This is a genomic window from Streptomyces sp. NPDC050535, assembly GCF_044457665.1.
In the GTDB taxonomy this organism is placed as follows: Bacteria; Actinomycetota; Actinomycetes; order Streptomycetales; family Streptomycetaceae; genus Streptomyces.
On sequence record NZ_JBITHE010000023.1, the window covers coordinates 1 to 23,348 of the forward strand.

Below are 23,348 nucleotides of genomic sequence, written 5' to 3' on the forward strand. Positions count from 1 at the left end.
GGGGGGGGGGGGGTGGGGGGGGCGCCCGGCGGGGGGGGGGGGCGGGGGCCGGGGGGGGGGGGGGGCTGCCGCGGGGGGGGGGGGGGGGGCCGGGGGCCGGTACATCCGCCCGTCGCCGCCGGATCAGACGTCGGGCGAGAGGGGGCGGGTCCGGTGACGCGGGCGTACGCGACGGGCATGTGATGTACCGGCCCCCGGCCCCTCCCGCCGGTGGGCGTCAACCGGGCCGTTCGGCGTCCTGCCATCCAACGGTGGGGACGTGGCGCGCCTTGGCTCCGGTGCGGGCCGCCCCTCGACCCGTCTGGCGGTGGCGATCCGGGTGGTGCCGTCCCGTGCCGATCCCCTCCCCACCCCATGGGGGCCGGGATCTTTCAGCCCGTCCGGCGTTTGAGGACGAGCCCTTCGGGCGTTCGGGGGGCTGGGGGCGGAGCCCTCAGGTACGGGTTGGGTAGGGGCGGAGGGGGCGGAAGAAGCGACTGTTTGTCGGGCCCCGGGGGCTAGCTCGTGGTCAGGCGGATGGGGTCGATGCCTGCGAGGAGGGTGTGGAGGGCGGTGTCGATGTCGGGGCCCAGGAACCAGTCGCCGGTGTGGTCGAGGGCGTAGACGCGGCCCTCGGCGTCGATGGCGAGGAGGGCGCGGTTGTCGGACTCCTCACCGAGGGGGCAGACCTCGGTGTCGAGGGCGCGGCCGAGGTCGCCGAGGGTACGGGCGAGGTGGAGCCCGTGAAGGGGGTCGAAGTGGAGCGCGGCCGGGGCGATCTGACGGCCCGGCCCGGGCGAGGTGACGCGCAGCCCGCCGAACTCGGCCCACGCCTCGACGGCCGCCGGAAACACCGCGTGCTGATGCCCGGCGGGCGACTCGTGCCCGCGCAGCGCGTCGGCCCAGTACTCGGCCTGCTTTATGTCCCAGCGCCCGGGCTGCCAGCCGGCGGTACGCAGCGCGGCGTCCACGGGTACGGGGAAGCGTGTGGTGGAGGTGCGGTCGGCGTACATCTGCCCTTCGTTCGTCGAGTGTCGGGTGGGCGTGGGGTGGGGTGGGCGTGGAGTGGGCGTGAGTGGTCCGTCTCCGGTGGGGACGGGTGTCATCGCCGTTGTACGTACGCGGGGGTGGGGGAGTTCAGACGCCGGACGGTGTCGGGTCGACGATGCGGACGCCGAAGTGGTCGCTGAGCGCGGTGCAGGCGCGGCAGGGCTCGGCGAAGCTGCCGTGCAGCGGGTCACCGTCCTCGCGGATGCGGCGGGCGGTGAGCTTGGCCTGCTTGAGGGCCTTGCGGGCCTCGCCGTTGGTGATCGGCTTGCGTCCGGCGCGCTTGGTGCGGGCGTTGTCGATGGCGGCGATGTGCCGGGAGATGAGGATCGCCTCGGCGCAGCGGCCGGTGAAACGGTCGCGCTGCACGTTGGTGAGGGTGTCGAGGAAATCCTGTACCAGCGGGTGGAGAGTGGGCGGCTGGTCGCCGCGGGCGGCGGTGCCGGTGAGGGTTTCGCCGCGTACGGAGAGGGCGGCGGCGACGTTGGGGAGTATGCCGTCGCGCCGGTGCAGGAGGGCGGGGACGTGCTGCGTATCGGCGCTGCTCCAGCCGACTCTGGGGTCCCCGGACGTGTCCGGTTGTGCCCCTGTATGCGTGGCGCTCATGATCGTTTTTTCCTCCCGTGCATCCCCCGGTGCGGAGACAGACTGCCAAATGGCGTGGCGGGTGGGGAAGCTGGGGCGGTGCGACACGCCCGGTCTTCGTCGCACCGTCACGGCAGGGTGACGGCAGGTCACGGAACCGGAGGCCCGGTGACCGGGGTCGTACAACCGCATAGGCTGTCGACATCCGCGATCCATACCGCTATTGACAACGCCGCAGGGGGCAACCGCCATGACGACAGGTCGGCTCGGGCAGCAAGCCGCGCCGCCGAACGCGGCCTACGCCGGGCAGGTCGTACATTTCCCGGATCCGGTCCGGGCGGCCCGCCACCCCAGGGGTGTGCGGATCGATGAGTACGGCTATCCCGACTTCTCGGCGTACGCGCGTGCCGCCGCGGAGATCGCCGAACCCCCGGAGGGCTTCGGCGTGGACGAACTGCGGCTCACGGACTACGTGTCCGCGAACGCCGTGCTCGCCGCCACCGGCCATGACCTGTGGGACACGATCCCCGCGGTGGCGACTCCGCACGGCTGGACCTGGCACCACGTGCCGGGGACCCGGCGCCTCGAACTCGTCCCTGTCGATGTGAAGGCGTTGCTGCGGCACCACGGCGGGCTCGCGACGGCGCCGGTGGATCACGAGAAGCGCGGCACGCGGCCGTTGCAGGAGACGTGGCCCGCGCACTTCGGACTGCCGAAGTCGTCGGTCGCGGTGACCGAGCAGCAGGTGCAGGGGGTCGAGGAGGAACTCGGCTACCGGCTGCCGGGTGCCTACCGGTCCTTCCTGAAGGCGGCGGGTGGCTGTGCGCCGGTGGGTGCCGCGCTCGACGCCGAGCTGGGTCTCCTGGTGGACCAGCCGTTCTTCACGGTGCGTGACGAGGCGACGCTCAATGACCTCGTCTACATCAACAAGTGCCTCCGTGACCATCTGACCAAGGACTACCTGTGCGTCGCCTTCGTGCAGGGCGGTCTGCTCGCCGTGAAGGTGAAGGGCGAGGGGATCGGGTCGGTCTGGTTCTGCGCTTACGACGATGTCCGCGACCAGGATGCCTGGCCGCCCGCGGAGCGGGTGCGGCGGCTCCTGCTGCCCTGCGGTGATGACTTCGACGAGTTCCTGTCCCGGCTCGCGGGTAATCCGCCGGAGTTGGAGACGGTGGCGAACCTGATGGTGGACGGCGGCTTCGCGCACGCTGTTCCTGTCTCCGTGGGGGCTTCCGCGGCCCCCGCGTCTTCGGTGGGGGAGTGAGCGTTCGATGGTGACCTTCGCGCAGGCGCAGGAGCGTGCGGAACAGTGGATCAACGGGGATGTGGTCGCGTACCAGCACCGTGAGGTGCGGGTACGGGAGTTCGAACTCGGGTTCGTGGTGTGGGCCGAGGACCGTCCCGACGGTCCGCGTTCCGACGGGGGCGCGCAGCGGCTCGTCATCGCCCGGGACAGCGGGGAGGCCACGTTGTGGCCCTCGTTGCCGGTGGGCGAGGTGATCCGCCGGTACGAGGAGCAGTACGGGGTGTCGGACGCGGCTCCGGAGGCGGCGCCGGCTCCTCAGGCTCGTGTCGATCTGAATCAGACGTCCTTCTTGTTGAGTCCCCCCGAGTGGTTGCAGGAGGCCGCGGACAAGCTGGGGATCCAGGACCGGCGGGTCGGGGCGACGGGTGCGCCGTCGGACGGGGCCGGGTCCCGTCCGGCCGCGGCGGCGTCTGCGTCCGGGGCCGGGGGTTCGGGCGCGCCTCCGTCGCCGGCCGACGCTCCTCCGGCGCACTTCGCGCCGGGTGCCCCCGGCGGCGGTGGGGGCACTGCGTGGCCTCCGGCCGGTGGCGGGCAGGGTTCGGGGGCGCCCGTTGTGCCCGCCGACGCGACTCCGTGGGCGGGGACCGACACCAACGCCGACGCCGGTGAGGATCGTTCCGTACCGCTGCCGGCGACCGTGTTCGCGCCGCCGCTGACCGATGCCGACCGCGACGGTACTCCGCCGCCGAGCGCCAAGACCGCCCTGATGTCCGGGGGCAGCCAGCTTCCGCGTACGACGACGGCTCCGGCGGTCGATGACCCCAACTCGCCGCAGGGCCCGGGCACTCCCCGGAATCCCACCCCGCCGGTCGCGCCCTCCTACGGCTATCCGCAGGGTCCTCCCGGCGGTCCGCAGGGCACGCCCCCTCCGGGCCCGCCTTCGTACGGCTATCCGCAGGGACCGGGTGCGGTTCCGAGTACGCCGCCGCCCGCCGCTCCGGCTCCGGCTCCGGCCGCCTACGGGTTTCCGCAGGGGCCGGGTGGAGTGCCTAGTACGCCGCCGCCCGGTGCGCCGCCGGTTCCGGGTGCTCATGGTGTCCCGGGTGTTCCTGGTACGCCGCCCGCCGCGCCTCCGCGGCCCAATGCCAGTGACATCGCCGACGCCGCGACCAGTAAGGCGCAGCCCCCGAAGGGCGCGCGGGGTCCGGCGAGCGCTCCTCCTCCGCCGAGTGCGCCGGGTGTACCGGGCGCGCGGCCCGGGAGTGTGCCTCCGCCGCCCGTGCCCGGTGCGCCGAGTGCTCCCGGCGCTCCCGGCGGCGGGTATGTGCCGACGCAGCTTGTCTCGCAGTTCGGTCCGGACGGGCCCGCGGGGTCTCAGAATCCCTCGGGGCCGCGGGTGCCCGGCGCGCCCGCGGCCCCTGGGGCTCCGGGTGCGCCCGGTGGTCCGGGTGGTCCCGGCGGTGTTCATCACGCCGCGACGATGTTGTCCGGTCCGCCGGTCGGCGGCCCCGGCGCGCCCCAGCCGCCGGGTGCCCCGGGCGGTCCCAAGCCGCCGGGTGCGCCTGGCGTACCCGGCGCGCCGCAGCCCCCCGGTGGCACACCCCCCGGCGGTGTCCACCACGCCGCGACCATGCTCTCGGGCCCGCCGGTCGGAGGCCCCGGCGCACCGCCGGCCCCGTACACCCCTGGCGCGCCCCAGCCCCTGCCGGGCCAGCCGATGCCGGGCCAGTCCCTGCCCGGCCGGCCCGGTCAGCAACCCCCGGCGCCCCCGGCGTACGGCTATCCGCAGACGGGTCAGCCGACCGTCGGGCCGGGCTATCAGGCCGTGCTGCGTTATCGCGCGCAGGACGGTTCCGAGCAGCAGCTGATCCGGCGTTCCGCGCCGGGTACGGCGCACCCGGAGTGGCAGATGCTGCACGAGCTGCGGGCGATGAACGTGCCGCCGCAGCAGGTGCTGGAGCTGCACACGGAGCTGGAGTCCTGTGAGCTGCCGGGCGCGTACTGCGCGCGGATGATCAGGGAGACCTGGCCGCAGGCGCGGATCACGAGCATCGCCCCGTACGGCACGGATCACGCGAGCCGTCAGCAGGGGATGAGTCAACTCCTCGCGCACCAGGGGGAGTTGCACCAGGTGGCGGACGGACCCGCGCGGCTCGCGCCGGTGCGGGCGCCGATTCCGCCGGTGCAGCCCGCGCCGCCGATTCCGCCGGAGGTGATCGGGCAGGAGCTGGCGGCGGCGTTCGGGCCGGGGGTGTTCCGGTTCGACCAGGTGGCGGTGTCGCGGCAGGGTGTGCCGAACATCGTGGCGCACACGCTCGTGGTGGCCGGGCTGCCGGCCGACATGGGCCCGTTCTTCTGGGCGCAGGCCCAGCCGGGCCGTCCGGTGCCGACGCTGGCGGAGCTGGCGGCGGAGCGCGGGGTGCAGCCGTCCTCGGACGCGGGCTCCTACCTCGTGATGGGCAGTGACTTCGGCAAGGCGATCTGCGTCCAGTACGGCACGGCGCACATCGTGGCCGTGCCGGTGGAGGCGGGTCCGGGCGGTGCCCCGGTGCCGCCGCAGTTCGTGAACACGGGGCTGCCCGAGTTCGCGCGCTGCCTGGCCCTGCTCGGCCGGATGTGGCGGCTGCGCTTCGGGCTGAACCAGGAGCAGGCGGGCCGCTGGACCGTCGACTTCCAGGCGCAGCTCGCCGCCCTGGACCCGGCGGCCCTCGGGTCGCCGGAGAGCTGGTGGTCGGTGCTGCTGGAAGAGATGTGGGACGGGTTGCTGTAGGCCCGCCCGTATACGTACGAACGAGGCGCTCGACCCGCGCGACGGGTCGGGCGCCTCGTCCGTATGTCCGGGCGCGGGCCGGGACGACCGTTCCGGTGGGGGCGGAGGCCTCCGCCGAGGAGGTCGGTGATTGTCGTCGAGTGGGACGGCGCGAAGGCCGAACAGCCCTTCTCCGCGCTGCGCGCCGACACCGCGATTCCGGCCGACGACCGCGAATGACACGTCTCTGACTGAGCCGGTGGGCGGAGTGTCGCGTTATGAACACTTCCGTCTGATCCATCAAGATGTGCGCGAAATCGTCATTCGAAATTTCGGCATTTCGGCATTCCGGCGTCGTCGTTTCGTGGGTGTCCGCGGAGAGGGGTTCAAGGATGAGCAGCGCATCGGTGCCGCCGCACGGCTTCATGGCCGTACGGGGGCGTGGTTACCGTCCCGAGCAGGTCGACGCCTACGCCGCGGGGCTCTCCGCGGACCGCGACGCCGCGTGGGAACGGGCGGCCCGGCTGACCGTGCTGGCCAAGGAGATGGACGCGGAGGCGGCGCGGCTGCGGGAGGTCGTCGCGGGGCTCGCTCCGCAGACGTACGAGACCCTCGGGGAGCGTGCCGGGCGGCTCTTCGCCCTCGGCGAGGAGGAGGCCGCGGCGGTACGGGACACCGCGCGCCGGGACGCCCAGCGGATCGTCGACGAGGCCGAGGCGGCGGGCCGGCGGGTGCGGGAGGCCGCGGCGGAGTACGCCGACGAGGTGCGCGGCGAGGCCGAGGAACGCGCCCGGCAGCGGCTCCTCGCCGCCCGTGCCGAGGCCGACGAGACGCGGATCTCCGCCCGGCGCGAGATCAAGGAGAACCGCGGTGAGGCGCTGGCCGGGCTGCGGGAGGTTAGACAGCGGACCCAGGTGCTGCTCGCCGAGCAGGAGAAGGAGCACGCCGAGCGCTGGGAGGAGGCCGGCCGCGCCGCCGCCGGCCGGGAGGCCGCCCTCGACGCGCACCACGCGCGGCAGGTCGAGCGGGCCGAGGCCGCGCTGTCCGAGGCCGAACGTGCCCTCGCCGAGGCCGAGGAGTCGGCCCGGCACGGGCAGGAGGACGCGGAGGGCCGGGCCGCCGAGGTGCTGGCGGAGGCCAGGGTGCGAGAAGACCGGATCGCCCGGGAGACCGAGCGGGTACTGCGCGAGCACGGGGAGCGGTGGGACGACGTACGGGCCCACATGGACCACGTCCAGTCGAGTCTCACCGCTCTGACCGGGCGCGCCCCCGCGGAGTAGCCGCGTCTTCGCCGGGCCCCGCCGTCACTCGTCTCCGCGCGTCCCACCCGCCAGGATCCACCCCTCCACCGCCTCGTACTGCTTGCGCTGTTCCTCCGCCTTCCTTCTCCCGGAGGCCACGGTGCCGAGCCACCCGTACGCGAAGCCGAGGGGGATCGACACGAGGCCGGTCGTGGTGAACGGGAACCAGTTGAAGTCGGAGTCGGGGAAGGCGGCGCCGGGGGAGCCGGAGACGAGGTTGGTGCCGGGCATCAGGAGGAGGACGGTGAGGGTGCCGCCGATGAGGGTGGCGAGGAGGCCGGTGCGGGTGTAGCGGCGCCAGAACAGGGTGTAGACCAGGGCGGGGGCGAGGGCGGAGGCGCCCAGGCAGAGGGACAGGGTGATCAGGGGCTGGAGGCCGCGGTGCTGGACGAGGGTGGCCAGCAGGATCGCGACGGCGCCGACCGCCAGGGCGGAGACGCGGGCCAGCAGCATCTCGCGGCGCGGGGAGAGCTCGTCGGTGCGGCGGCGGTTGCCGCGGAACACTCTCGCGTGAGCGAACAGGTCGTGGGCCAGGGAGTTGGCGCAGGCCAGGATCATGCCGGCGACCGAGGCGAGCAGGGTCAGGAAGATCGCCGTGGTGACGGTGGTGAAGAGCAGGGTCTCGGCGGTCGAGACGTCCGTGCCGAACGCGGCGCGTGAGCCCAGCAGGTAGGCGGTGTTGCCCTGCGGGTCGGCGGCCGTGATCGTCGCGCGGCCGATCAGGGCGGTGGCGCCGAGGCCGATGACCGAGATGATCAGGACGAACAGCGCGACGCAGGGCACCGCCCAGGACATCGAGCGGCGTACCTGCCGGGCGCTCCTCGCGGTGTACATGCGCATGGTGACGTGCGGCAGGCACGCGCCGCCGAGGACCACCGTCAGTTCCGAACTGATCATGTCCAGACGGGGGTTGGAGCCGCCGGAGAACTGCAGGCCGGACTGGAGGAACGCCTCGCCCGCCCCGCTGCCCCGCGCCGCCCCGTCCAGCAGCGCTCCCGGGTTCCAGTCGAATCGGTGCAGGATGAGCAGGGCGATCACGACGCCCGAGCCGAGCAGCATCACGATCTTCATGATCTGGATGAGTGCGGTGCCCTTCATGCCGCCGATGGCCGCGTAGCTGATCATCAGGGCGCCCAGTCCGATGACGCAGCCCGTCTTCACCGAGTCGCCGGAGAAACCGAGGATGTAGGCCAACAGGTCGCCGGAGCCCGCCAGTTGGACAAGCATCAGCGGCAGCAGCGCGATGAGGGTGGTGGCACACGCGGTGATGCGCACGGCGCGTCCGGGCATCCGGCGGGCGAGCGCGTCCCCCATGGTGAACCGGCCCGCGTTGCGCAGCGGTTCGGCCAGCAGGAACATCAGCAGCACGAGGGACAGGGCGGTGCTCAGGGCGAGGACGATGCCGTCGTACCCGGCCAGCGCGATGATGCCGCCGGTGGCCAGGACCGTCGCCGCTGAGATGTAGTCCCCGGCTATGGCGAGGCCGTTGCGCATCGGCGACAGCGACCGGTACCCCGTGTAGAACTCGTCCAGGTCGTCCCGGTCCGGCCCCGTCAGCACGCACAGCAGAAGCGTGACCGTGGCCACCGCCGTGAACGCCACCAGCGACATCGCCTGCGCCGAACTGCTGAACCCGGTCACCGTGCCGCCTCCCGTCTGGCGTTCAGCTCGGTCTGCCGGCGGATCCGGGCCGCCATCGGGTCGACACTGCGGCGCGCCGTGTACTCGTACAGCCCGATCGCCAGGCACAGCACCGGCAGTTGCAGCAGACCGAGCAGCAGCCCGGTGGACAGTCCGCCGGACACCTCGCTCGTCATCAGGCCCGGCGCGAACGCGGACAGCAGGAGGAAGAGGACGAAGTAGCCGAGCGCCGTGAGCGTCGCCACCCGGCGCAGTCTGCGGTAGGCGGTTCGCAGCAGCCGGATGTCGCTGTGCCGGCCCATCGCGCGGTGGCGCGGCAGTCGCTTCCGCGGGGGTTCCGGGGGTGGCGGCTGCCAGGGGTAAGTGAAGGAGGAGGGCGGCGAGTTGGGCTGGTTAGGGGGTAAGTGTGACTTCTTGTATGGATCTGGGCGTGGGTGCGGCTGTTGGGGCTCCGGGGGCGGGTGTGGGGACGAGGACGCGTCTGACATCCCGTTTCTCCTTGCGCGACTAGGGTCCGGAGCGGACCGCAGGGAGCTGGGGTGTGGGCGACGCACCTTACTCGCAGGTGGCGGGGTGTGTGCGGCTTTCGGCGAACTGGGTGGTCGGTGAGTATCCGGTACCCGGGTGGGCTTCGGGCACGCGCCCTCAGTCCTCCGGGCTCTTGATCACCGGGAATCTTCGCGGTGCGATCAACAGCAGTACCAGGAAGGCGAGTCCGGCCGCGCAGGCCGCGCCGAAGTAGACGGAGTGGACCGCCGCCGCGACCGCGCGGCGCAACTCCTCGGAGGCGCCGCCGGGTTCGTCCAGGGCGCGGGTCACCGCGTCCAGGTTGCCCGCGCCGCCGAGCCGGGCGGCCAGCACGCCGTTGGCGACCGCGCCGAACAGTGCGGCGCCCAGGGTCTGGCCGGTCTGCCGGCAGAAGAGGACGGACGCGGTGGTGGTGCCGCGTTCGGCCCAGCCGACGGTCGACTGGACGCCGATGAGCAGGGGGAGTTGGAAGAGGCCGAGCGCACCGCCGAGCAGGAGCATGAGGAGAGCCGGCTGCCAGGGCTCGCCCGGGTAGGGGAGGAAGGGGAAGGCCAGCAGGATGACGGCCGCCGTGCCGATGCCGATCATCGCGGTGTTGCGGAAACCGATGCGGCGGTACACGTGCTGGCTGAGCGCCGCCGACAGCGGCCAGCTCAACGTCCATACGGAGAGCACGAATCCGGCGGCGATCGGGCCGAGGCCCAGGACCGCCTGGGCGTAGGTGGGGAGGAAGACCGTCGGCGCGACCATGAGCAGTCCGAGCGCACCGCAGGCCAGGTTCACCGCGGCGATGGTGCGCCGCCGCCACACCCAGCCGGGGATGATCGGCTCGGCGGCCCGCCGCTCGATGACCACGACGGCCACGATCAGCGCGACTCCCGTACCGAGCAGGGCTGTTGAGGGCGGGGACAGCCAGTCCCAGGCGACCCCGCCCTGCACCAGCGCGGTCAGCAGGACGCCGCCGCAGGCGAAGACGGCGAGCGCGCCCGCCCAGTCGACGCGGGGTCTGGGTACCGGTTCGCGCCGCGGCTCGTGCAGATGGCGGACGATCAGCCACAGCGCGAGCGCGCCGATCGGCAGGTTGATGAGGAAGATCCACCGCCAGTCGGCGTACGCCGCGAGGACACCGCCGAGCGCGGGGCCCGCGATCGCCGAAGTCGCCCACACGGTGGACAGTTTGGCCTGGATCTTCGGGCGTTCCTTGAGCGGGTAGAGGTCGGCGGCGAGGGTCTGGACCGTGCCCTGGAGGGCGCCGCCGCCCAGCCCCTGGACGACGCGGAAGGCGATGAGCGCGGCCATGTTCCAGGCGGTGGCGCAGAGCAGGGAGCCGGCCATGAAGAGGATCGAGCCCGCGATCAGCACCGGTTTGCGGCCGAAGGTGTCGGAGAGCTTGCCGTAGACGGGGAGCATGACCGTCACGGCCAGCAGATAGCCCGAGAACAGCCAGGAGAAGACCGAGAAGCCGCCCAGGTCGCCGACGATCTGCGGCACGGCCGTCGACACGATGGTGGCGTCGAGGGCCGCCAGCGCCATGGAGAGCATCAGGGCGGCGACGACGGCGCCGCGTCTGTCCGTGCCGGCGGCGGGGTCCTGGGCGGCGTCGCGTACGGCGGGTCGGGTACGGCCCACTGGATTCCTTCCCCCTGCAACGATCTGCCGGGAACACTCTGCCACTTGACCCTCGCGTCGCGGCAGGGTGGACGCTGGAGCGGTCCGGGGGTGGAGGCAACCCTGAGGAGGACTCCGCCTCAGGGTGGACGGCCCCTAGGGGTATCTCCGCATCAGAGGCAGGGGCGGGGTCGTACCGACGGAGGACGAGATGGCCGAAGGCCGTCCTTAACCTGGCTTTATGCCGCTGGGAGCTGTGCGACGGCACGGCTCGCGGCGGTGGACCGCACCTTCGGGGGTGGGGTTTTCCCCAGCACAAGACGGGTCCGGGCACCAGCGCGCCGGACACCCTCCGGCCAGCAGACTCATCCACGTAACCAGTTAGCGCGAATCATCCACGCACCACCTGACGCGGGTCATCCGCTGACCGACTTAGGAGACATACCGTGACTTCGGCTGTAACCATTCCCAGGCACGGGGGCACTGGAGGGCGTACGGCCGTTGCCGCACGAGCGCGGCAGGTCGTGAAGGCGTACGGGTCCGGTGAGACCCGCGTCGTCGCCCTCGACCACATCGACGTGGACATCGCGCGGGGCCAGTTCACCGCGATCATGGGCCCCTCGGGGTCCGGCAAGTCCACGCTGATGCACTGCCTCGCCGGGCTCGACACGGTGTCGAGCGGACAGATCTTCCTGGACGAGACCGAGATCACCGGGCTCAAGGACAAGAAGCTCACGCAGCTTCGCCGGGACCGGGTCGGCTTCATCTTCCAGGCGTACAACCTGCTGCCGACGCTGAACGCGATCGAGAACATCACGCTCCCGATGGACATCGCCGGCCGCAAGCCCGACAAGGGCTGGCTCGCCCAGGTCGTGGAGACGGTCGGTCTCAAGGACCGCCTCAAGCACCGCCCCAGCCAGCTCTCCGGCGGACAGCAGCAACGCGTCGCCGTGGCCCGCGCGCTGGCCGCCCGGCCCGAGATCATCTTCGGTGACGAGCCGACCGGAAACCTGGACTCCCGCGCGGGCGCCGAGGTCCTGGGCTTCCTGCGCCGCAGCGTCGACGAGCTCGGCCAGACCATCGTGATCGTCACGCACGACCCGGTGGCCGCCTCGTACTCGGACCGCGTGCTGTATCTCGCGGACGGCCGGATCGTCGACGAGATGTACCAGCCGACCGCCGATCAGGTCCTGGACCGCATGAAGGACTTCGACGCCCGGGGACGTACGTCATGACTGTCATGAAGACCTCCAGGCGCAACTTCTTCGCGCACAAGGGGCGGATGGCCCTGTCGGCCGTGGCCGTCATGCTGTCGGTGGCGTTCGTGTGCGGCACCCTCGTCTTCACCGACACGATGAACACGACGTTCGACAAGCTGTTCGCGGCGACCTCCTCCGACGTGACCGTCAGCGCCAAGGACGCCTCGGACAGCGGCGAGACCCAGTCCGACAACGGCAAGCCGCCGGTCATCCCCGCCTCCGTGCTCAGCGAGGTCCGGAAGGCCGACGGCGTCAAGTCGGCCGAGGGCACCGTCTTCTCGACCTCGGTGACCGTGGTCGACGCCGACAAGGACAGCCTGTCGCCCACCAGCGGCGCGCCGACCATCGTCGGCAGCTGGAACAGCAACGAAGCCCGCACCATGAAGATCACCTCCGGGGCGGAGCCCGAGGGCGCCGACCAGGTCATGATCGACGCCGACACCGCCGACAAGCACCACCTCGCGCTGGGTGACGAGATCGGCGTCATCAGCGCCGTCGGCACCCACCTCGCGAAGATCTCCGGCATCGCCGACTTCACCGTCACCAACCCTGGTGCCGCGATCTTCTACCTGGACACGAAGACCGCCCAGCAGACCCTGGTCGGGCAGACCGGCGTCTACACGAACGTCAACGTCACCGCCGCCTCCGGCGTCACCGACGCGCAGCTCAAGAAGAACGTGGTGGCCGAACTCGGCGGCGGCTACCAGGTGCAGACCGCCAAGGAGGTCTCCGACGCGAACGCCGGCGACGTCGAGAGCCTCCTGAACGTGATGCGGTACGCGATGCTCGGCTTCGCCGGGATCGCCTTCCTCGTCGGCATCTTCCTGATCATCAACACCTTCTCGATGCTGGTCGCCCAGCGCACCCGCGAGATCGGCCTGATGCGTGCCATCGGCTCCTCCCGCAGGCAGGTCAACCTCTCGGTGCTCGTCGAGGCCCTGCTGCTCGGCTTCTTCGGCTCGGTGCTCGGGGTCGGCGCGGGTGTCGGCATCGCCGTCGGGCTGATGAAGCTCATGGGCCAGATGGGCATGCACCTGTCGACGTCCGACCTGACCGTCGCCTGGACGACCCCGGTGATCGGGCTGGTGCTCGGCGTGCTGGTCACGGTGTTCGCGGCGTACGTGCCGGCCCGGCGGGCCGGCAAGGTCTCGCCGATGGCCGCGCTGCGCGACGCCGGTACGCCGGCGGACGGCAAGGCAGGTCTCGTCCGCGGTCTGATCGGCCTGGTCCTCACCGGCGCCGGAACCGCCGCGCTCTACGCGGCGGCCACGGCCGACAAGGCGACCGAGGGCTCGCTCGTCCTCGGTGCCGGTGTGGTGCTGACCCTCATCGGGTTCGTCATCATCGGCCCGCTGCTCGCCTCCGTGGTGGTCCGGGGCCTCAGCGTGGTCGTGCTGCGGGCCTTCGGGCCGGTCGGGCGGCTGGCCGAGCGCAACGCGCTGCGCAACCCGCGCCGCACCGGCGCCACCGGAGCGGCCCTGATGATCGGCCTCGCGCTGGTCGCCTGCCTCTCCGTGGTCGGCTCCTCGATGGTGGCCTCCGCCACCGACCAGCTCGACAAGACCGTCGGCACCGACTTCATCATCCAGTCCGACAGCGGCCAACTCATCACCCCGCAGGCGGTACAGGCCGTCAAGGACACCGAGGGGCTCACGCGGGTCACCGAGTACAAGTGGACCGAGGCCGACTTCACCACCCCCGACGGCAAGACGCTCAAGGACACGGCGGTCACGGCGGCCGACCCGACGTACGCCCAGGACCTGGTCACCAAGACGGTCGCGGGCAACCTCACGGACGCCTACAAGCCGGACTCGATGTCCGTCCACGAGCAGTTCGCCAAGGACCACGGCATCACCCTCGGCTCCAAGATCGGCGTCGGCTTCAAGGACGGCTCCGAGGCCCGGCTCACGGTCCGTGCGATCACCAGCAGCGACGTCGTGATCGACGCGGGTGCGATGTACATGTCGATCGACACCCTCGCCAAGTACGTGCCCGCCGACAGGATGCCCCTCGACGAGATGGTCTTCGCCTCGGCGAAGGACGGCCAGGAGGCAGCCGCCTACACGTCGCTGAAGTCGGCGCTGCACGACTATCCGCAGTACACGGTCCGTGACCAGACCGACTACAAGGAATCGCTCAAGGACCAGATCGGCCAGCTCCTCAACATGATCTACGGCCTGCTGGCCCTGGCGATCATCGTCGCGGTCCTGGGTGTCGTGAACACCCTGGCCCTGTCGGTGGTGGAGCGGACCCGCGAGATCGGCCTCATGAGGGCCGTCGGTCTCTCGCGGCGCCAGCTGCGCCGCATGATCCGCCTGGAGTCGGTCGTCATCGCCCTCTTCGGCGCCCTGCTCGGCCTCGGCCTGGGCATGGGCTGGGGCGCGACGGCCCAGAAGCTGCTGGCCCTGGAGGGCCTGAAGGTTCTGGAGATCCCCTGGCCGACGATCATCGCCGTCTTCATCGGCTCCGCGTTCGTGGGCCTGTTCGCCGCGCTGGTCCCGGCCTTCCGGGCGGGCCGGATGAACGTCCTGAACGCGATCGCCACCGAATAGCCACCGCGCACGGGGGTCGCGGGGAACGGGCCCGGTGGCCGGAGGGGATGCCCTCCGGCCACCGGGCCCGAGCGCGTGTGGGAGATCTTTCAGCCCGTCCGGCGTTTGAGGACGAGCGCGTCAGCGCGAAGCGGGGGGTCGGGGGGCGGCAGCCCCCGGGGACGCCCACACCCGTGCCGGGTATCGCACGACCCCACGGCGAGCGCGACGCCGACGTACGCTGGAGGCCCCCGGCCCGGAACACGTGTCGGGCCCTTCGCGTTGCCCTCTCCCCGGGATGGAAGCCCTTCATGAGCCTGCACGGTCTGCTCGACGCCGTCGTCAAGGACGCCGCCCTCAAGGAAGCGGTGCGGGCGGCCGCCGACGGCAACCGGATGCACGTCGACCTGGTCGGCCCGCCCGCCGCCCGCCCCTTCGCGGTGGCGGCGCTGGCCCGCGAGGCCGGTCGCACGGTGCTGGCGGTGACCGCGACGGGCCGCGAGGCCGAGGACCTGGCCGCCGCGCTGCGCTCCCTCCTCCCCTCGGAGGGAGTAGTGGAGTACCCCTCCTGGGAGACGCTCCCGCACGAGCGGCTCTCCCCCCGCTCGGACACCGTCGGCCGCCGCCTCGCCGTGCTGCGCCGCCTGGCGCATCCGCGCCCCGACGACCCGGAGACCGGCCCGGTCTCGGTCGTCGTCGCGCCGATCCGCTCCGTGCTCCAGCCGCAGGTCAAGGGCCTGGGCGACCTGGAGCCCGTCGCCCTGCGCACCGGCCAGAGCGCCGACCTGGGCGAGATCGTCGAAGCGCTCGCGGCGGCCGCGTACTCCCGCGTCGAGCTCGTCGAGAGGCGCGGCGAGTTCGCGGTCCGCGGCGGCATCCTCGACGTCTTCCCGCCCACCGAGGAGCACCCCCTGCGGGTGGAGTTCTGGGGCGACGACGTCGAGGAGATCCGCTACTTCAAGGTCGCCGACCAGCGGTCCCTGGAGGTCGCCGCGCACGGGCTGTGGGCCGCGCCCTGCCGTGAACTGCTGCTCACGGACGACGTACGGGAGCGGGCCGCGCGGCTGGCGGAGGAGCACCCCGAGCTGGGCGAGCTGCTCGGCAAGATCGCCGAGGGCATCGCCGTGGAGGGCATGGAATCGCTGGCTCCGGTCCTGGTGGACGAGATGGAGCTGCTGATCGACGTACTGCCCGAGGACTCGATGACCCTCGTGTGCGACCCGGAGCGGGTGCGGACGCGGGCCTCCGACCTGGTGGCGACCTCGCAGGAGTTCCTCCAGGCGTCCTGGGCGGCGACCGCGGGCGGCGGCGAGGCGCCCATCGACGTCGACGCGGCGTCCCTGTGGTCCATCGCGGACGTACGGGACCGGGCGCGCGAGCTGGACATGATGTGGTGGTCGGTCTCACCCTTCGCCGCCGACGACGAACTCACGGACACATTCGCCACTGACGCGGGCGACACGCTGAAGCTCGGCATGCACGCCCCCGAGACCTACCGCGGCGACACCGCGAGGGCGCTGGCCGACACCAAGGGCTGGCTGGCCGACGGCTGGCGCACGGTGTTCGTCACCGAGGCGCACGGTCCGGCCGCCCGCACCGTCGAGGTGCTCGGCGGCGAGGGCATCGCGGCCCGTCTCGACACGGATGTCGCGGACATCAGCCCCTCGGTCGTGCACGTCTCCTGCGGCTCGATCGACTACGGCTTCATCGACCCGGTGCTCAAGCTCGCCGTCCTGACGGAGACCGACCTCACCGGCCAGAAGGCGGCCGGCAAGGACGGCGCCCGGATGCCGGCCCGCCGCCGCAAGACCATCGACCCGCTGACCCTGGAGACCGGCGACTACATCGTGCACGAGCAGCACGGTGTGGGCCGCTACATCGAGATGGTGCAGCGCACCGTCCAGAGCGCGACCCGCGAGTACCTGGTCGTCGAGTACGCCCCCGCCAAGCGCGGCCAGCCCGGCGACCGCCTCTACATCCCCACCGACCAGCTCGAGCAGATCACCAAGTACGTCGGCGGCGAGTCACCGACCCTGCACCGTCTCGGCGGCGCCGACTGGACCAAGACCAAGGCGCGGGCGAAGAAGGCGGTCAAGGAGATCGCCGCGGACCTCATCAAGCTGTACTCGGCCCGCATGGCGGCACCCGGGCACGCGTTCGGCCCCGACACCCCCTGGCAGCGCGAGCTGGAGGACGCCTTCCCGTACGCGGAGACCCCCGACCAGCTCACCACCATCGCCGAGGTCAAGGAAGACATGGAGAAGACGGTCCCCATGGACCGTCTGGTCTGCGGCGACGTCGGCTACGGCAAGACCGAGATCGCGGTCCGCGCCGCCTTCAAGGCCGTACAGGACGGCAAACAGGTCGCGGTGCTCGTGCCCACCACCCTGCTGGTGCAGCAGCACTTCGGGACCTTCTCCGAGCGCTACTCCCAATTCCCGGTGAACGTACGGGCGTTGTCCCGCTTCCAGACCGACACGGAGGCCAAGGCGGTCATCGAGGGCCTGCGCGAGGGCTCCGTCGACCTCGTCATCGGCACCCACCGGCTCTTCTCCGCCGAGACCAGGTTCAAGGACCTGGGCCTGGTCATCGTCGACGAGGAACAGCGCTTCGGCGTCGAGCACAAGGAGCAGTTGAAGAAGCTCCGCGCCAACGTCGACGTACTGACCATGTCCGCCACCCCGATTCCCCGCACCCTGGAAATGGCCGTGACGGGCATCCGCGAGATGTCCACGATCACGACCCCGCCGGAGGAGCGGCACCCCGTCCTGACCTTCGTCGGCCCGTACGAGGAGAAGCAGATCGGCGCCGCGATCCGCCGCGAACTGCTGCGCGAGGGCCAGGTCTTCTACATCCACAACCGGGTGGAGTCCATCGACCGGGCGGCGGCCAGGCTGCGGGAGATCGTCCCGGAGGCGCGCATCGCGACCGCCCACGGCCAGATGTCCGAACAGGCGCTGGAACAGGTGGTCGTCGACTTCTGGGAGAACAAGTTCGACGTCCTGGTGTCCACCACGATCGTCGAGTCGGGCATCGACATCTCCAACGCGAACACACTGATCGTGGAGCGCGGCGACAACTTCGGCCTCTCACAGCTGCACCAGCTGCGCGGCCGGGTCGGCCGTGGCCGCGAGCGCGGTTACGCGTACTTCCTGTACCCGCCGGAGAAGCCCCTCACCGAGACCGCCCACGAGCGGCTCGCGACCATCGCCCAGCACACCGAGATGGGCGCGGGCATGTACGTCGCCATGAAGGACCTGGAGATCCGCGGCGCGGGAAACCTGCTCGGCGGCGAGCAGTCGGGCCACATCGCGGGCGTCGGCTTCGACCTGTACGTACGGATGGTCGGAGAGGCGGTGGCGGACTACCGGGCCTCGCTGGACGGCGGGGTGCAGGAGGAGCCGCCCCTGGAGGTCAGGATCGAGCTCCCGGTCGACGCGCACGTCCCGCACGACTACGCGCCGGGCGAGCGGCTCCGTCTCCAGGCCTACCGCGCCATCGCCTCCGCCAACACGGAGGAGGACGTCAAGGCCGTACGCGAGGAACTCGTCGACCGCTACGGCAAGTTGCCGGAGCCGGTGGAGAACCTGCTGCTCGTGGCGGGCCTGCGGATGCTCGCCCGTGCCTGCGGAGTCGGCGACATCGTCCTCCAGGGCAACAACATCCGCTTCGCACCGGTGGAGTTGAGGGAGTCGCAGGAGCTGCGGCTGAAGCGGCTCTACCCGGGGACCGTCATCAAGCCGACCGCGCACCAGCTCCTTGTGCCGCGCCCCAAGACGGCGAAGGTCGGCGGAAAGCCGTTGGTGGGAAGGGAGTTGCTGGGGTGGACGGGGGAGTTCCTGGCCACGGTTCTCGGGTCGTGAGCCCGGCACGGTCGCCGCTCAGGAGGGTTTGACCGGCCGGGCAGGGGAGAGAAGGACAGCGGCCCAGAAGGCGCCCGTAGCGGGCGCGTCCGGCCGGACAAGTGGACTGGGTGAAGGGGAGGGGCGTCGTGGTGCGTCTGAGGGGTGGGGGCGTCGGGCCCGCGCTGGCGGTGTTCGTCGTCGGTGTGAGTCTCGGTGTCAGCGGCTGCAAGATCGAGGCCGACGAGGGTGCGGCGGGTCCGCAGGAGACGGGGGCGGGCGGCCCCGCCCTCACGGCCGTGGACTCACTGACCGTCAAGGGGCGCGCGCCCAAGACGGGTTACGACAGGGAGAAGTTCGGCACGGCCTGGGCCGACACGGACTCCAACAGCTGCGACACCCGCGACGACATCCTCAAACGGGACCTGGACGACGTGAAGTTCAGCGACGGCGACTGCAAGGTGTCCTCCGGGGAGCTCAACCCGGACCACTACACCGGCAAGGACGTCACGTTCACCCGCGGTCGCAGCCTGGTCGACATCGACCACGTCGTCGCCCTCTCGGACGCCTGGCAGAAGGGCGCCAAGTACTGGGACGAGAGCAAGCGGATAGCTCTCGCCAACGACCCGCTCAACCTCCGAGCCGTCGACTCGAGCACCAACCGCAGCAAGGGCGACGCCGACACGGCGTCCTGGCTCCCGCCCAACAAGGCGTACCGCTGCACGTATGTCGCCGCCCAGGTGGCCGTCAAGAAGAAGTACGAGCTGTGGGTCACCAGCGCTGAGAAGGCCGCGATGAAGAAGGTGCTCGCGAGCTGTCCCGACCAGCGGATCCCCTCCGGCGGCAACCCGACGGACGCGCCGGCCCGCTTCCACTCGGGCTGAGGGCCGCGGGCGCGAACCCGTTTCCTCGCGGCGCCGGTCCCTCTAGCCTGACCCGCATGCGGCTGAAACTGTCGAGTCTCGCCGAGCGCCCGCAGATGCTCCGCCAGGTGGTGGAGATGGCGGACAGCTGGCCGGAGTTCGTGCGCCACGACCCGGTCGGGAACGCGCACTACGGCCGGATCGCCACCGAACTCCCGGAGTACGTGCTGTTCGCCGAGGACGAGCGCGGAGAGGTGGTCGCGCACGCGTACAGCGTGCCGTTCGCGCTCGCCGGGGACGAGGACCGGCACGAGGACCGGCACGACGGGTCCGGGGAACTCCCCGCGCGGGGCTGGGACGACGTGCTGGCCCGCGCCTTCGCCGGCCGGCGGCACGGCACACCCCCCGACACGGTGAGCGCCATCTCGATCGTGGTCGCCCCGCAGGCCCAGGGCGGCGGTCTGTCCGCCCGGATGCTCTCCGCGATGCGGGACAACGCCCTCGCGCACGGCTTCGGCGAGGTCGTCGCCCCGGTCCGCCCCAGCGCCAAGCACCTGGAACCGCGGACGCCGATGACCGAGTACGCCTTCCGCACCCGTGCCGACGGACTGCCGCACGACCCGTGGCTGCGCGTCCACGTCCGCGCGGGCGGCGTCATCGAGAAGGTGGCACCGGCGTCGATGACCGTGGCGGCCTCGCTGGAGGAGTGGCGCGACTGGACGGGGCTGCCCTTCGACACCCCGGGACTCGTCGAGGTGCCCGGCGCGCTGGTGCCCGTGCACTGCGAACCGACGCGGGGATACGCCGTGTACGTCGAGCCCAACGTGTGGGTGCGGCACACTCTTTGACGCCGCTGTCGTGGCCGACTCGACGTCGTTGTCATGACCGACTTGATACCGGTGTCGTGGCCGGCGTCATTGTCGACAGCCGGCCGGGCGAGCACCCGTCCCGGCCCCGAGAAGCACGTAAGGTGATCGGCCCGGCAACGGTTCGGTACAACCCGGGACCGGTTGTCCTCGGCGGCCTATACGCTCGGACCTCGAACTCGTCAGTCCGTCCTCATCAGGTCACCGGGAGAAGTCATGTACGGCCACGGCGCTGCGCCGCCCTCCCGCAGTTCGGGCACCGTCATCTTCCTCCGTGTGCTGGTCGCCGCCGCCGGTTTCCTCACCTGCGGCATGCTCTCGTGCCTCCCGCTGTTCAGGGTCGCCGTGCTGCGCGGCAAGTGGTACGACTGGGCGCTGGCCTGGGTGAGCATCCCGCTCGCGATCGGCGGTCTCATGGTGATCGGCGCGCTGCCCGAATCGGACCCCAGGACCGATCTCGCGCTGACCGTCATTCTCCTGCTCGGCGCGTTCAGCTCGGTGCACTTCCTGATCGCCGACATCCAGCACCACCGTGAGCAGCCCCCGTTCCCCGGCTACATACCCCAGCCGCCGCCCCGCACCGGTTACGGCTACCCGCAGGCCGCTTCCCCGTACGCCGTCACACACCCGCAGACGCCGATACCCCAGAGGCCGGTCCAGCAGGCTCCCGTGCCGCAGAACCCCGTTCCGCCCCCCGCGCCCCCGCAGCGTCCCGCGCCCGCCCGGATCGATCAGGTGCGCGCCGAACTCGACGAGCTCAGCGACTACCTGCGCAAGCGCGAGGGCAACGAAGGGGACGGCCGGTGAGCGTGGCGGCGAAGCGGATGGTCGCCGACCGCTACGAACTGTCCACGATCATCGGCCAGGGCGGCATGGGCCAGGTGTGGACGGCCTACGACCAGCGCCTGGACCGACGGGTCGCGGTCAAACTGCTGCGCCCCGACAAGGTCGCGGGCCAGGAGGCCGACGAACTGCGCCGCCGCTTCGTGCGTGAGTGCCGGGTCACCGCGCAGGTCGACCACCCCGGCCTGGTCACGGTCCACGACGCGGGCAGCGAGGGCGAGGAACTGTTCCTCGTCATGCAGTACGTCGACGGCGCCGACCTCGCCGACCACCTCACCGAACACACCCCCTACCCGTGGGAGTGGGCGGTGTCGGTGGCCGCGCAACTGTGCGCCGTGCTGAGCGCCGTGCACGCCGTCCCGATCGTCCACCGCGACCTGAAGCCGCGGAACGTGATGATCAAGCAGGACGGCACGGTCACCGTCCTCGACCTCGGCGTCGCCTCCGTCATGGACACCGACACCACCCGCCTGACCCACACCGGCTCACCCATCGGCAGCCCCGCCTACATGGCGCCCGAGCAGGCGATGGGCGGTGCCGTCGGCCCGTACACGGACCTGTACGCACTGGGCGTACTCCTCCATGAACTCCTCAGCGGAGACGTGCCGTTCAGCGGCTCGACCGCCCTCGGCGTCCTGCACCGCCACCTCTACGAGCCCCCGGTCCCGGTCCGCCAACTGCGCCCCGAGGTCCCGCCCGCCCTGGAGGATCTCGTCCTGCGCCTGCTCGCCAAGGACCCGCAGCACCGGCCGGGGTCCGCGCAGGAGACGTACGAGCAACTGCTCCCGCTGCTGCCGGGGCGCGGTATGCCCACCAGCGCCCCGCTCGACCCCACCCGCCCCTTCCTGCGCCCGCACGCCCCCTGGCCGGACCGGGCGCTCGTTCCCGCGACGCAGCCGCAGGCCGCACCCGCCGTGGAGAGAGCCGATGTCGCGGGCGCCGTCGACGAGGTGAAGCGGCTCCTCGGCGAGGGACGCATCACGCAGGCCGTCGACATCCTCGGCGCGATCCTGCCGGCCGCCGCCGCCGAGCACGGCGCGCACTCCGCCGTCGTGCGCACCCTGCGCAAGCAGTACGCCGCCACGCTCATGGACGACGGCCAGTACCGGCGCGCACTGCCCGAACTGCGCCGCCTCGCCGACGAACGGGCCACCGCGGCGGGCCAGTCCGACCCGCAGTCACTGCGCTTCCGCTACGACATCGCCCAATGCCTGGAACAGCTCGGCGAACCCGCCGCCGCACTCGCGGAGTACCGCTCGCTGCTCCCGTACTACGAGAACCACTACGTCGCGGGCGACCCCGGACAGTCCCTCGAGATCCGCCGCCGTATCGGCCACCTGCTGCTGGCGCTCGGCGACCGCGGCTCCGCCCACGACACGCTGGCCCGGCTGCTGCACGACGTGGAACGCCTGAGCGGGCCAGGGCACCCGATGACGACGGAGATCCGGCGGACCCTGCAATGGCTGGGCCAGGTACGGGGATAGGACCCGGGCCGGGACGATGTGCCGGTGCGACGGTGCCTGAACTGCTCGCGAATCGTTGGTCGAATGGGTGGCCGAGAGCTGGGCCACTGCCTAACATCGATCACCGCAAGACTTTGTGCACCGCCGCACAATCTCCTCGGGAGGCTTCCTTGCACCGCCGCCGTCGCACCGCGCTCGTCCTGTCCGCCGCGCTCGCCGCCGCGGCCCCCCTTCTCACCGCCTGCGGCAGCGAGGCGCATCCCGGTGCCGCGGCCGTCGTCGGCGGCGAGCGGATCACCATCGCGCAGCTGGAGAGCCGCGTGAACGAGGTGCGCACGGCACAGCGCGCCGCCATCCCGGATCAGGCCCAGTACGAGCAGGCCGTCACCAAGACCGCCAGTCTCACCCGCGACACCCTGCACACCCTGGTCCTGGACCGGGTCCTCGACGAGGCGGCGACGAAAGCGGGCGTGAGCGTCACCCGCAAGGACACCCAGCAGCTGCGCTCGTCGCTGGAACAGCAGGCGGGCGGCGCGAAGGCGCTGGAGGCGGCCTGGCTCCAGCAGTACGGGGTGGCGCCCAAGCGTCTCGACGACAGCCTCCGTACCGAGATCGAGGCCCAGAAGCTCGCCGCCGCGATCGGCGCCGACATGAACACCGACGCGGGTCAGGCCACCTTCTGGAAGGCGATGTCCGAGGCCTCCAGGAAACTGGACGTCGACCTGAACCCGCGATACGGCGCCTGGGACGTCAAGCAGAGCAGCCGCGTCGACGTGAAGACACCGTGGCTGCGGGAGGTCACCGCCGCCCAGACGCAGGAGACGGCGTAGCGGACGGCCCGGCCTGTGGATAACCGAGGGGGCGGTCGGCGGTGTGGGTTACGTTCGAGGAGTGAACGCAACCAGCTTCGACGGCACCTCGGACGCCTCCGGCACGGACGCCCTGGGGAGCGATGCCGTCGCCTCCGGCACGGCCACCTCTGGCACAGCCACCCCCG

The 23,348-nt window shown here is 71.7% G+C and carries 16 protein-coding genes; 11 read left to right on the top strand and 5 right to left on the bottom strand.

Annotated features, from left to right (window positions below; all coding sequences use genetic code 11):
* Positions 1-497 precede the first annotated feature (497 nt).
* Both ACIBLC_RS34710 and ACIBLC_RS34715 read right to left on the bottom strand, forming a co-directional pair.
* Entirely contained in the window at positions 498-992 is a 495-nt protein-coding gene (locus ACIBLC_RS34710; RefSeq protein ID WP_399215368.1) for an SUKH-3 domain-containing protein, read from the bottom strand.
* Between the two features lie 124 nt (positions 993-1,116).
* Positions 1,117-1,632, bottom strand: coding sequence for a YwqJ-related putative deaminase (locus ACIBLC_RS34715; RefSeq protein ID WP_399215369.1), 516 nt, complete (start codon positions 1,630-1,632; stop codon positions 1,117-1,119).
* A gap of 229 nt (positions 1,633-1,861) precedes the next feature.
* Here ACIBLC_RS34715 and ACIBLC_RS34720 point away from each other — a divergent pair, with 229 nt between their 5' ends.
* The 3 genes from ACIBLC_RS34720 to ACIBLC_RS34730 all read left to right on the top strand — a co-directional run bounded on the left by ACIBLC_RS34720 (position 1,862) and on the right by ACIBLC_RS34730 (position 6,886).
* A complete protein-coding gene (locus ACIBLC_RS34720; protein WP_399215370.1) occupies positions 1,862-2,875 on the top strand; it encodes an SMI1/KNR4 family protein in 1,014 nt (337 codons plus the stop codon).
* A gap of 7 nt (positions 2,876-2,882) precedes the next feature.
* On the top strand, positions 2,883-5,627 hold the full coding sequence (locus ACIBLC_RS34725; RefSeq protein ID WP_399215371.1) for an SUKH-4 family immunity protein: 2,745 nt from the start codon (positions 2,883-2,885) through the stop codon (positions 5,625-5,627).
* A 371-nt stretch (positions 5,628-5,998) separates the two neighbouring features.
* Positions 5,999-6,886, top strand: a complete 888-nt coding sequence (locus ACIBLC_RS34730; RefSeq protein WP_399215372.1) for a cellulose-binding protein — start codon at positions 5,999-6,001, stop codon at positions 6,884-6,886.
* A 24-nt stretch (positions 6,887-6,910) separates the two neighbouring features.
* Here the strand turns inward: ACIBLC_RS34730 and ACIBLC_RS34735 are convergent, their stop codons facing one another.
* The 3 genes from ACIBLC_RS34735 to ACIBLC_RS34745 form a co-directional block, all read right to left on the bottom strand.
* Positions 6,911-8,548, bottom strand: a complete 1,638-nt coding sequence (locus ACIBLC_RS34735; RefSeq protein ID WP_399215373.1) for a cation acetate symporter — start codon at positions 8,546-8,548, stop codon at positions 6,911-6,913.
* Complete coding sequence (locus ACIBLC_RS34740; protein ID WP_399215374.1) at positions 8,545-9,036, bottom strand: DUF485 domain-containing protein; 492 nt, start codon at positions 9,034-9,036, stop codon at positions 8,545-8,547. The genes ACIBLC_RS34735 and ACIBLC_RS34740 overlap by 4 nt, the downstream gene beginning before the upstream one ends.
* Before the next feature lie 157 nt (positions 9,037-9,193).
* A complete protein-coding gene (locus ACIBLC_RS34745) occupies positions 9,194-10,705 on the bottom strand; it encodes an MFS transporter (RefSeq protein WP_399215375.1) in 1,512 nt (503 codons plus the stop codon).
* A 425-nt stretch (positions 10,706-11,130) separates the two neighbouring features.
* On the opposite strand from ACIBLC_RS34745, the gene ACIBLC_RS34750 reads away from it, so the two are divergent.
* From ACIBLC_RS34750 to ACIBLC_RS34785, 8 genes are all read left to right on the top strand, one after another.
* The gene (locus ACIBLC_RS34750) at positions 11,131-11,919 is read left to right on the top strand and encodes an ABC transporter ATP-binding protein (protein ID WP_399215376.1); all 789 of its coding nucleotides are present in this window, start codon (positions 11,131-11,133) and stop codon (positions 11,917-11,919) included.
* Complete coding sequence (locus ACIBLC_RS34755) at positions 11,916-14,495, top strand: ABC transporter permease (RefSeq protein ID WP_399215377.1); 2,580 nt, start codon at positions 11,916-11,918, stop codon at positions 14,493-14,495. Before ACIBLC_RS34750 ends, ACIBLC_RS34755 begins: the two co-directional genes overlap by 4 nt.
* Before the next feature lie 290 nt (positions 14,496-14,785).
* Entirely contained in the window at positions 14,786-18,337 is a 3,552-nt protein-coding gene (gene mfd, locus ACIBLC_RS34760) for a transcription-repair coupling factor (protein ID WP_399215378.1), read from the top strand.
* Positions 18,338-18,465: 128 nt separating this feature from the next.
* Positions 18,466-19,200, top strand: coding sequence for an HNH endonuclease family protein (locus ACIBLC_RS34765; RefSeq protein WP_399215379.1), 735 nt, complete (start codon positions 18,466-18,468; stop codon positions 19,198-19,200).
* 56 nt (positions 19,201-19,256) lie between these two features.
* Positions 19,257-20,027, top strand: coding sequence for an N-acetyltransferase (locus ACIBLC_RS34770; RefSeq protein ID WP_399215380.1), 771 nt, complete (start codon positions 19,257-19,259; stop codon positions 20,025-20,027).
* A 234-nt stretch (positions 20,028-20,261) separates the two neighbouring features.
* Positions 20,262-20,852: a hypothetical protein gene (locus ACIBLC_RS34775; RefSeq protein WP_399215382.1), complete on the top strand. Its 591-nt coding sequence runs from the start codon at positions 20,262-20,264 to the stop codon at positions 20,850-20,852.
* Positions 20,853-20,869: 17 nt separating this feature from the next.
* Positions 20,870-22,372, top strand: a complete 1,503-nt coding sequence (locus ACIBLC_RS34780) for a protein kinase (RefSeq protein WP_399215464.1) — start codon at positions 20,870-20,872, stop codon at positions 22,370-22,372.
* Between the two features lie 149 nt (positions 22,373-22,521).
* Positions 22,522-23,181, top strand: a complete 660-nt coding sequence (locus ACIBLC_RS34785) for a SurA N-terminal domain-containing protein (protein ID WP_399215383.1) — start codon at positions 22,522-22,524, stop codon at positions 23,179-23,181.
* Positions 23,182-23,348: the final 167 nt, after the last annotated feature.